Annotated in this window: 9 protein-coding genes and 1 pseudogene; 3 read left to right on the top strand and 7 right to left on the bottom strand. The window is 43.0% G+C overall.

All coding sequences use genetic code 11. From position 1 onward, the window contains the following. Window positions 1–231: 231 nt before the first annotated feature. Window positions 232–348: a photosystem II reaction center protein I gene (locus PX482_RS00335; protein ID WP_002732356.1), complete on the bottom strand. Its 117-nt coding sequence runs from the start codon at window positions 346–348 to the stop codon at window positions 232–234. Between the two features lie 197 nt (window positions 349–545). Between PX482_RS00335 and PX482_RS00330 the strand changes: the two are divergent. Continuing rightward, window positions 546–732: pseudogene (locus PX482_RS00330) on the top strand (hypothetical protein). 18 nt (window positions 733–750) lie between these two features. Continuing rightward, the gene (gene rsmI / locus PX482_RS00325) at window positions 751–1,590 is read left to right on the top strand and encodes a 16S rRNA (cytidine(1402)-2'-O)-methyltransferase (RefSeq protein WP_288024437.1); all 840 of its coding nucleotides are present in this window, start codon (window positions 751–753) and stop codon (window positions 1,588–1,590) included. Between the two features lie 36 nt (window positions 1,591–1,626). On the opposite strand, the gene PX482_RS00320 is transcribed toward rsmI, so the two are convergent. The 6 genes from PX482_RS00320 to PX482_RS00295 are packed head-to-tail and all read right to left on the bottom strand — an operon-like array spanning window position 1,627 to window position 5,076. Next, window positions 1,627–2,796, bottom strand: a complete 1,170-nt coding sequence (locus PX482_RS00320; protein WP_288121935.1) for an LptF/LptG family permease — start codon at window positions 2,794–2,796, stop codon at window positions 1,627–1,629. A gap of 31 nt (window positions 2,797–2,827) precedes the next feature. Further along, on the bottom strand, window positions 2,828–3,556 hold the full coding sequence (gene lptB, locus PX482_RS00315) for an LPS export ABC transporter ATP-binding protein (protein ID WP_002797884.1): 729 nt from the start codon (window positions 3,554–3,556) through the stop codon (window positions 2,828–2,830). 2 nt (window positions 3,557–3,558) lie between these two features. Next, a complete protein-coding gene (locus tag PX482_RS00310; RefSeq protein ID WP_288024442.1) occupies window positions 3,559–3,735 on the bottom strand; it encodes a hypothetical protein in 177 nt (58 codons plus the stop codon). Next, on the bottom strand, window positions 3,732–4,232 hold the full coding sequence (locus PX482_RS00305; protein ID WP_288024445.1) for an LptA/OstA family protein: 501 nt from the start codon (window positions 4,230–4,232) through the stop codon (window positions 3,732–3,734). Before PX482_RS00305 ends, PX482_RS00310 begins: the two co-directional genes overlap by 4 nt. A 49-nt stretch (window positions 4,233–4,281) precedes the next feature. Continuing rightward, the gene (locus PX482_RS00300) at window positions 4,282–4,707 is read right to left on the bottom strand and encodes a DUF309 domain-containing protein (protein ID WP_147073110.1); all 426 of its coding nucleotides are present in this window, start codon (window positions 4,705–4,707) and stop codon (window positions 4,282–4,284) included. Window positions 4,708–4,716: 9 nt separating this feature from the next. After that, window positions 4,717–5,076: a ferredoxin thioredoxin reductase catalytic beta subunit gene (locus PX482_RS00295; protein WP_061432731.1), complete on the bottom strand. Its 360-nt coding sequence runs from the start codon at window positions 5,074–5,076 to the stop codon at window positions 4,717–4,719. A gap of 163 nt (window positions 5,077–5,239) precedes the next feature. On the opposite strand from PX482_RS00295, the gene PX482_RS00290 reads away from it, so the two are divergent. Then, a partial coding sequence (locus tag PX482_RS00290; RefSeq protein WP_288093209.1) for a helix-turn-helix domain-containing protein occupies window positions 5,240–5,459 on the top strand: 220 nt, incomplete at its 3' end.

The raw sequence follows: 5,459 nt of genomic DNA, 5'->3' as shown, positions 1-5,459 counted from the left end.
CCAAGCTTTTCTGGTCGGAACCCCCTAAGCCGAGTTTTCAAGGTGCTGCGCCGTCCACTTGGTTTTCGAGACTGGCCTTTTAATTCTAACGTAAAGCCAACCTAGAACGGCGGGGTTTCAGACCCAAAATTTCCGATGATACTACCATGATCATTATTTCTAGGGAGACAGGGAAAGTTTAATAACTTGTTCCCTGTGCCTCTACCCTAGAACCAGTTTGTTAATTGTCTTCTACTCAAAGTCTTTGCGTCCGGGGTTACGGGTAGGATCGCCAGAAAGGAAGCCAAAGATAAAAAGTAAGACAAAGAAGGAAACAACGATATAAACGGCGATTTTTAGGGTTAACATTACTAAGACGTTCTCCTTAGACTAGATTAATGCAATAACAGGGTTAGCATACCTTGACCTACTTTACCCTATTTGAGTGATCCCTGAACAGAGAAAAGCGATCGGTCTTCAGTTATCAGTTATCAGTTATCAGTTATCAGTGAGCAGTTATCAGTGAGCGGTGAGCAGATGTGAGTTTTGGCTCTTCTAGGTTCTGTGTGATAAGTTTAACTTACAGAGGATTGATCGATCTTTGTGTCCTTTGTGTCTCTGTGGTTCGTTCCACTCACTGCCCCAAGACTGTATCTTAGAATACATTTTACCCACCAAACCTGGGAGAGCCGAGTTTTTAGTTTACTGATTACTGTTTACTGGGTACTGATCACTGAAAATACGACTAAATAGCCTATTTTTAGCCAATTTATGAATAATCTCGGTAAATTGTATGTGGTGGGAACGCCGATCGGTAATTTAGACGATCTGACTTTCCGGTCCCTGGCAACTCTCAAAAAAGTCTCTCTAATTGCTGCTGAAGATACCAGACACACTGGCAAATTATTGCAGCATTTTGATATTCCAACCCCTCAAATTAGTTACCACGAACATAATCGTCTTTCCCGTCTCGATCAGTTATTAAATATTCTCAGCCAAGGTCAGGATATCGCTTTGGTTACTGATGCGGGAATGCCGGGGATTTCTGACCCGGGTTATGAGTTAATTAAAGCTTGTATAGAAGCTCAGATCGAAGTGGTTCCCATCCCCGGAGTAACGGCGGTAATTACTGCTTTAGCGGTGTCGGGATTACCCACGGAAAGATTCTGTTTTGAAGGATTTCTTCCGGGTAAGGAAAAGCTGAAACAAGAGCGCTTAGAGGGTTTAAAAACTGAAACGAGAACGATGGTTTTTTATGAAGCACCCCACAAACTTATTAAGACTTTGGAGGATTTACGCGAAACTTTCGGATCAACGAGAAAGATAGTTTTAGGTCGAGAATTAACCAAGCTTTACGAAGAAATTTGGCGAGGAACTATCGCCGAGGCGATTAATTTATATCAGGAGAATAAAACTCCTAAAGGGGAATTTACAATCGTAGTTATGGGCAACGATCAGGCCGATAATATCCAATTATCCGACGAGGAATTAAAACGGGAATTAAAACAAATTATCGAAGGAGGAGTTAATCGATCGCAAGCCAGCAGACAATTAGCACAGGTTACTAATTTATCCCGCAGTCGTTTATACAAATTAGCCCTAGAAATTTGATGATTATCAATTTTTATTCCCACCGCTAACCCTCGATTACTTAGCCGACTGAAGTAACAAAATTCCCCCAGCAGTTAATCCTAAAATATTGGGCAACCAAGCGGCCATCAAGGGGGTTAAAACTCCGCCAATGCCTAAGGAACTGGTGACAAAAGATAGGAGATAATAGGAGAAAATTAGGACAATACAAATACCGAAACTGGTGGCTTTATTAGAATTTTGGGGACGTAATCCCAAGGCTGCCCCAATCATCCCAAAAACCAAACAAACAAAGGGTAAAGATATTTTCTGCTCGATTTGAACCTGTAGTTTTCTAATTTTGGTAGGATTGCCGCTTAATTGCAGTATTTTTAGGTATTCCTGCGCTTGTCTCAGGGTCATTTCTGAACCATCTCGGCCTCGAAAAGCTAAATCTAACGGGGTACGCGGTAGGGCTAATTGTTGATGTTGAAAGCGGACAATATTACGATAGGAACCATTAGGATCAATTAGATAAATTGTGCCGTTATAAAAATCCCAGATATTTTTTTCAATATTCCAAGAAGCTGATTCTGAGGTAATAATTTGATTAACTTCCGGTTGGGTGCGATCGAGAATGGTTAAACCTAGCATCTCTTGACCGTTAAATCTTTCGGCATAAAATAACCTTCTTAATACCGTTTGGGGTTCCCCTCCATCCGGTTGCCGCACTTTGCCGTATTCAGGATAAATAATATTATCTTCAATAAAAGATTTGCGATTTGGTCGCAGAGCTTTCGTCATGGTAGCATTAGCTTCATAACTGGCAGCCGGAGCCACATAATCATTAAAAACGTAGGTTAATCCCGTCACTATTAAACTTAGCACAATGGCGGGAATTATTAGGCGATAAACACTAATTCCAATACTTTTCAAAGCAATTAATTCGCTATCACTGGCTAAACGACTGTAGGCCATTAAAGCCGCTAAAAGTATCGACATGGGAAAGGCTAAAACGATAAACTCTGGCATTTTTAATAAGAGAATTTTTAAGGCCAAAGTAAAAGGTAAACCCGATTCAGTAATCCGTCGCACTAAATCAAATAAAGTACCGATCGCCACTCCCAAAGAAGTGAATAAACCCATACCAAATAAAAAGGGCAATAATAACTCGACAAAAATATAGCGGTCTAAGATGCTAAATCCGGGTATTCTACTTAAATTTCCTTGCCAATTGCCAACTTTCATGATATAATGCAGCGATTTTTATTAATAACAATTATCGGAAAAAATTATCACCCAAATAATACTGACGCACCAGAGGATTATTATAAAGTTCTTCGCCACTTCCCGCCGCTAAAATCTGCCCTTCGCGCATAATATAAGCCCGATTAGTGATAGCCAAAGTTTCTCGCACATTGTGATCAGTAATTAAAATTCCCATCTGACGATCCCTTAAACCAGCAATCATCGCTTGAATCTCGGACACGGCGATCGGATCCACCCCCGCGAAAGGTTCATCTAATAATAAAAATCTCGGTCCGTTGACTCCCACCGCTAAAGCGCGAGCTAATTCTGTCCTCCTTCTTTCTCCTCCGGAAACGTAGGCTCCTTTAGTGCGAACAATCTTATCGAGGCGAAATTCTTTTAATAAATCATAGAGACGATTTGCCCGTTGGGAAAAGGGAACCCCCGACTGTTCTAGGGCTAACTGAATATTTTCTGATACAGTTAAATAACGAAAAATACTGGCCTGCTGCGTCAGATAGCCAATACCCAGACGCGCCCTCTGATTAAGGGGTAATTTGGTAATTTCTTTTTGATCGAGCCAAACGCGCCCTTGATTCGGTTTAATTAATCCCGTGGCGATATAAAAAGTTGTGGTTTTCCCCGCACCATTTGGTCCCAATAACCCGACAATTTCCCCCGGGGCAACCGTAATACTCACCCGGTTAACCACGAGCCTTTTACCGTAGGATTTATGGATATTTTCTAATACTAAAGTCATCTTTATCCGGTGTTGGGTGTTGGGGAAGTGGGGAAGTGGGGGGGTGGGGTGTAGGGTGTAGGGTGTGGGGTGTGGGGTGTAGGGTGTGGGGTGTGGGGTGTGGGGTGTAGGGTGTAGGGTGTGGGAAGAATAACTAAAAATAATCTCCTGACCCCTGACTCCTGACTCCTGACTATCACTGCGGGTTAATAATTGGGGCAGCGGGGAGGGAAGGGGAAGGTATGGGTGCGGGTGTCGGAGAAGCAGCCGGTTGGGGGGAAGTTTCGTTATCTTGGACTAAATAAATTGACTCCACCTGCTGACTGGTTTGGGGAGTAGCGATAAATCTGCCCTCATCGACAAGATAAGTCATCGTTTCGGCGCGGATACTGTTGCCTTCCTGCAAAACGTAAACGTTACCCGTCATCACTAAACGACGTTCGCGGCTAAAATACTGAGCTTGGGCGGAAGTGGCCTGCATTTTGCGAGCGGGATAGAACACTTGTACGTTACCCCTAGCAGTAATTACCCCCGTTTTTGAGTTCGCCTCCTGAATATCCGATCGCACTGTCATGGCATTACCTGGTACAATGTTCTGCTGTGCTTTGACTAGGGGAGAATTGCCCAATCCCATGATTAAGCCAGCAGAAACGAGGGCAACTAGCCATCCTCTGATTTTTGCGTATCTTGCTCTCATAGAAATCTCACCTATAGACGTAATTGTATTGACTAACTAATCTAGCTTTTTAGAGAACGGGATGACTTTTGAGGATTTTCGGCAGAGAACAGATAGATCGATCGAGGTGGGGATGAGGATGTTCCTGATTGCTTTTCATCGCTTCTAGCACTGCCGGTAATGCTTGGGGATCGAGATTCTGTAAAAAGTTTAATAGATCCAAACTCTCCCCAACCAAGTGCGTCACGTTGATCCCCTCGTAATCGGGTTGATAGTGTTGCAAACGTCTAACCCCTTCTCCCAAAAGAATTACCGCCCCGCGCCAGTTATTATTTTCCAGATGGTAACAAGCGACAGCAATCTGCAAAATGCCTTGATAAAAGGTTTTTTCAGGCTCTGTGGACTCCATCCACAAAGCCTCTAGGGTATCATGACAAGCATAGAATTGCTGGCGATTAAATTCGTCGATTCCTTGGCCAAAAGCGGTGGCTGTCATTACCCTAAACTAATGCCCCTTCATCGATTCGCGGACTTCTTGGATATAGTCGAGGGAAATTATCTGTTCTTCCCCAGCAAACTCGTTATCGGGGGTAATAAATAGCATACAGTGACATTCTTTCCGTTCCCGCATCGGTACACAGGGACAATTCCAGAAAGTATTTTTTACCTCCGCTTCTTTGTCTTCGTAGTGACGACAGGGACATAAAGGAGCGCCTAATTCGTCCTTATGACGCGCTAATCCCTCAATTACTACGGCTGTCACCGAGAGATCGCTACAGAAGTAAGTATTTGTACCTTTAGCGTACTGTTCGGCAAACTTTTTCATCGCCTCAAGACTCTTATCCGTGTTTGTGATCTGGCTCATAGTTATCTGATCCCCTTAGCTTTCTACAAAAAAACTTTTTACCTAAAATGTCAGCTTGAAGGAACCCTCGGTTTTACCTCGGAGATGAAAAGCTGACATCGCCTTGACACCTTGTACGATGAGTTGCTAGATTATAAGCATAACACATTGAGAGGTCGAGTCAATGCGAGTCATAGAGTTTAAGTTAAAAACCAATTCACACCAAGAGATAGCCATTCAAGAGGCTATAAGGGTGGGACAGTTCATCGAAAATTTGGGTCTGAAACCCCGTCGTTCTACGACGGCTTTACCGTTAAATATTAGCGCATTTACACGATATATGCTAGAATGCGAGATATGGAAAAGCTATCGCTACCGATTTTACCCAACACCAGAACAAGAGT

Origin of the sequence: Microcystis sp. M53602_WE12, assembly GCF_030065455.1 — a bacterium.
GTDB classification, from domain to species: Bacteria; Cyanobacteriota; Cyanobacteriia; order Cyanobacteriales; family Microcystaceae; genus Microcystis; species Microcystis aeruginosa.
Note: the sequence above shows the minus strand (reverse complement) of the source record. Positions and strands in the feature narration are given on the sequence as shown.